This window comes from Macromonas bipunctata, from assembly GCF_002837135.1.
Classification (GTDB): Bacteria; Pseudomonadota; Gammaproteobacteria; order Burkholderiales; family Burkholderiaceae_C; genus Macromonas_A; species Macromonas_A bipunctata.
Genome location: NZ_NWBQ01000069.1, coordinates 1 through 1998 on the forward strand (window position 1 = coordinate 1; position 1998 = coordinate 1998).

General features: G+C 63.8%; 4 protein-coding genes. 3 read left to right on the plus strand and 1 reads right to left on the minus strand.

All coding sequences use genetic code 11. From position 1 onward, the window contains the following. Window positions 1-249, plus strand: a 249-nt coding sequence (locus CON76_RS10450; RefSeq protein ID WP_205758194.1) for a transposase, incomplete at its 5' end; no start/stop codon positions are given. Window positions 250-515: 266 nt separating this feature from the next. Here CON76_RS10450 and smpB read toward each other — a convergent pair. Continuing rightward, complete coding sequence (gene smpB, locus CON76_RS10455) at window positions 516-1007, minus strand: SsrA-binding protein SmpB (protein ID WP_101103300.1); 492 nt, start codon at window positions 1005-1007, stop codon at window positions 516-518. Window positions 1008-1063: 56 nt separating this feature from the next. Between smpB and CON76_RS10460 the strand changes: the two genes are divergently transcribed. After that, window positions 1064-1507 (plus strand): type II toxin-antitoxin system RatA family toxin, encoded by a 444-nt coding sequence (locus tag CON76_RS10460; protein ID WP_101103301.1) that lies wholly within the window; start codon window positions 1064-1066, stop codon window positions 1505-1507. Further along, window positions 1497-1838, plus strand: coding sequence for an RnfH family protein (locus CON76_RS10465; RefSeq protein ID WP_205758225.1), 342 nt, complete (start codon window positions 1497-1499; stop codon window positions 1836-1838). Before CON76_RS10460 ends, CON76_RS10465 begins: the two co-directional genes overlap by 11 nt. Window positions 1839-1998: the final 160 nt, after the last annotated feature.

Here is a 1998-nt window from a genome sequence, read left to right on the forward strand (position 1 = left end):
GTGTTGCACTCCAACCAACTGCGCATGCTGCTGTCGGCGCTGGGTTACGTGCTCATCGAGCGGCTGCGCGCCTTGGCCCTGCAGGGCACCGCACTGGCAACAGCTCAGGTCGATACCCTGCGCATCAGACTGCTCAAGGTGGCTGCAGTGGTCACGCGCAACACACGGCGCATCCGGCTGTACTTGGCCTCGCACTGGCCCAGCGCACCGATCTTCGCGCACGCCATGAGCCAGCTGCGCTCGCCCTGAACGCCGCGACAGCGCCTGGCCGGCGCGATGACACAAAACTGGCCCGCAACCCAAGCCGGGGTGGGGGTCGCTGCGTCCTGACAGGGCCGATGCGCGCGGGTGCGTGCCTTTGGCTCACGGCAATGACCCGTAGCGACCCCTCTTCAGGCATCAAAGTGACAAAAGAGACGACGGGGTGGACTGCGGTGAAATATCCGGGCTAAGCCGGCGCTTGTTCCGGTTTGCCGAAACACCCGCCCCGTGCGGGTGTTTTTTTGGCCGGGCCGTCAGCGTTGGCGGCTCTTCATGGCGCGTTCCACCTCGCGCTTGCCTTCGCGGTCCTTGATGGTATCGCGCTTGTCGTGCTCGGCCTTGCCCTTGCCCAGGCCCACCTCGCACTTGACGCGCCCATTCTTCCAATGCAGGTTGAGTGGCACCAGCGTGTAGCCTTTTTGCTCCACCTTGCCCACCAGGCGGCGGATCTCCTCGCGGTGCATCAGCAGCTTCTTGGTGCGTGCGCTGTCGGCGCGGATGTGGGTGGAGGCGGTGCGCAACGGGTTGATCTGGCACCCGATCAGGAACAGCTCGCCCTCGCGCACGATGACGTAGCCATCGGTCAGCTGCACCTTACCTTCGCGCAGGGCCTTGACCTCCCAGCCCTCCAGCACCATGCCGCACTCGTAGCGTTCTTCGATCGCGTAGTTGAACACCGCTTTTTTGTTGTCGGCGATGCGCGCGTCGCGGGCTTGGGGTTTGGTGGTTTTTTTGTTTTGAGACATGGTGCAAGATATAAGGCCATGCTGCGGCCCTACAATGCCGCAGCGATTGGCATTGTATGAAAAGCGTTCACAAATCTGTTCTTATCTGGCACAGCCCCGCCGAAATGTTTGCCCTGGTGTCGGACGTGACCCAGTACCCGCAGTTCCTGCCGTGGTGCAACGAGGGCGTGGTGCTCGAGCACACACCCGACGGCATGCTCGCGCGCATCGGCATGTCGATTGGTGGCTTCAAGAAAACCTTCAGCACCCGCAACACCCATGTGCCCGACCGGCGCATCCACCTGGAGCTGGTGGACGGGCCGTTCTCGCACCTGGACGGTACCTGGGACTTCAAGCCCGTGGGCGATGGCAGCCAGAAAGCCTGCAAGATCGAATTCCGGCTCAACTACGCCTTTGCCAGCAGCACGCTGGCCGCGCTGGTGGGGCCGGTGTTCGACAAGATCGCCAGCACCTTTGTCGATGCCTTCGTCAAGCGCGCCGAGCAGGTCTATGGCAGCTGAACTGCACGTCACGTTGTGCTACGCCCCGCAGCCGCGCCAGGTGCACGAGCTGCAGCTGCAACTGCCCAGCGGCAGTACGGTGGCGCAGGCGCTGCACCTGAGCGGCTGGCTGCAACGCTTTCCGGAGCTGGCCAGCAACGAGGTCACGTTGGGCATCTGGGGCAAACCGATACAACCTGATGCCATACTGCGCCCGCACGACCGGCTGGAGTGCTACCGCGCCTTGCGCGTGGATCCGAAGGTGGCGCGGCGCGAGCGCTTCAACCGCCAGGGTGCGCGCCAAGCCGGTCTGTTTGCGCAACGCCGCTCCGGTGCCAAGCCGGGGTATTGACCCAGACTGAGCGGCAAGCCTCGGGGTTCAACCCGAGGTTCGAGCGATCAGGCCGGGACGGCCTGTTGTCTTTTGTGTAGCCGACCCGTATCATCGTCGGCGTGAACACCACCACCAAAACCCTCCAGCTGCGCATCAAGGACAAGCACGCGCGCGTGCT